Source organism: Methylobacterium sp. WL18, assembly GCF_008040015.1.
Taxonomy (GTDB): domain Bacteria; phylum Pseudomonadota; class Alphaproteobacteria; order Rhizobiales; family Beijerinckiaceae; genus Methylobacterium; species Methylobacterium mesophilicum.
Genome location: NZ_VRVD01000861.1, coordinates 1 through 1610, shown reverse-complemented (window position 1 = coordinate 1610; position 1610 = coordinate 1). Strand labels below are relative to the sequence as shown.

Genomic DNA, 1610 nt, shown 5'->3' with positions numbered 1-1610 from the left:
CCAGGGTGACCGCGTGGAAGCGCGGCTCGCGGCGCGCCCCCGTCAGGTAGTCGATCGCGTAGGCGACCTCGACGGCGTTGCCGGCGGCGCTGGCGAGCGGCGCGTCCATGTCGGTGATCAGCGCGGCGGTGCGCAGGCCTGCGCCCTCGGCCACCGTGACGATGCTCTCGGCCAGGGCCCGGGCTTCGTCCAAGCCCGTCATGAAGGCGCCGGAGCCCTGCTTGACGTCCATCACCAGCCCGTCGAGCCCGGCGGCGAGCTTCTTCGACAGGATCGACGCTGTGATCAGGTCGAGGGATTCCACCGTGCCGGTGACGTCGCGGATCGCGTAGAGGCGTCGGTCGGCCGGGGCCAGCTCGGCGGTCTGGCCGATGATCGCGCAGCCGACCCGGCCGACCACCCGGCGGAAGATGTCGAGCCCCGGTGTGGCGTCGTAGCCCGGGATGCTGGCGAGCTTGTCCAGCGTCCCGCCGGTATGGCCGAGGCCGCGGCCCGAGATCATCGGCACGTAGCCGCCGCAGGCCGCCACCATCGGGGCGAGGGCCAAGCTCACCGTGTCGCCGATGCCGCCGGTGGAGTGCTTGTCGAGCACCGGGCCCGGCAGGTCCCATGTCAGCACCGCGCCGGATCCGGCCATCGCCCGGGTCAGCGCCACCCGTTCCGGCAGCGCCAGGCCGCGGAAGAACACCGCCATGGCGAAGGCCGCCGCCTGCCCCTCGCCGACCGCGCCGTCGGTGAGGCCCCGGACGAAGCCCGCGATCTCCTCCGGATCGAGGACCAGGCCGTCGCGCTTGGCCCGGATGGTTTCCTGCGGCAGCCGCATGGGTCTCACGAATCCCGCGCCTGGATCAGCGCCCCGAACAGGCTGCTCGCCCCGAGCCTGAAGGTCTTCGGGCTCACCCAGTCCGGCCCCATGATCCGGTCGGCGAGCGCCAGGTAGGCGCCCGCATCGGCGACGCTGCGCAGGCCGCCTGAAATCTTCAGGCCCGCCGCCCGGCCGCCCTCCCGGCCGCCGGCTCGAATCTCGGCCAGCATCGCCTCGGCGGCCTCCGGAGTCGCCGAGACCGGGCTCTTGCCCGTGGAGGTCTTGAGGAAGTCGGCCCCCGCCTCCAGCGCCAGCCGCCCGGCGCGCCGGATGACGTCGGGATCGGCGAGTTCGCCGGTCTCGAGGATCACCTTCAGCACGGCGGCCCCGCAGGTGTCGCGCACCGCCTCGACCATGTCGCGGGCGGTGGCGGCGTCGCCGCGCAGGATCGCGCGATAGGGCAGGACCAGGTCGATCTCGTCGGCGCCGTCGCGCAGGGCCTCCGCGGTGTCGTCGGTCGCCCGGGCGCAATCCTCGCCGCCGGCCGGGAAGTTGATCACCGTGGCGACCCGGATGCCGCTGCCCTCGAGCGCCCGCGCGCCCTGCGCCACGAAATGCGGCCAGACGCAGATCGCCGCGACGCCGCCCGCGCGCGCATCCCGGCAGAGCGCGTCGATCTTCGTCTCGGTGCAGGTCTCGGTCAGGTCCGTGAGGTCGAGGAGCGGCAGCGCCCGGCGGGCGACCGCACCGGCATCCGGGTCATCCATGGTCGGTCTCCTGGGCCGGCAGGCCTGCGGCGAAGGCC

2 protein-coding genes are annotated in these 1610 nt (G+C 74.0%); both read right to left on the bottom strand.

The window, feature by feature from the left end; genetic code table 11:
• Positions 1-823, bottom strand: an 823-nt coding sequence (locus FV228_RS29105; protein WP_147857640.1) for a thymidine phosphorylase, incomplete at its 3' end; no start/stop codon positions are given.
• 5 nt (positions 824-828) lie between these two features.
• Positions 829-1572, bottom strand: a complete 744-nt coding sequence (gene deoC / locus FV228_RS29100) for a deoxyribose-phosphate aldolase (RefSeq protein WP_147857639.1) — start codon at positions 1570-1572, stop codon at positions 829-831.
• Positions 1573-1610 lie beyond the last annotated feature (38 nt).

Coding starts and splice junctions, on each gene's coding strand:
- deoC (WP_147857639.1), bottom strand. CDS start 1,572: ATGGATGACCCGGATGCCGGTGCGGTCGCCCGCCGGGCGCTGCCGCTC.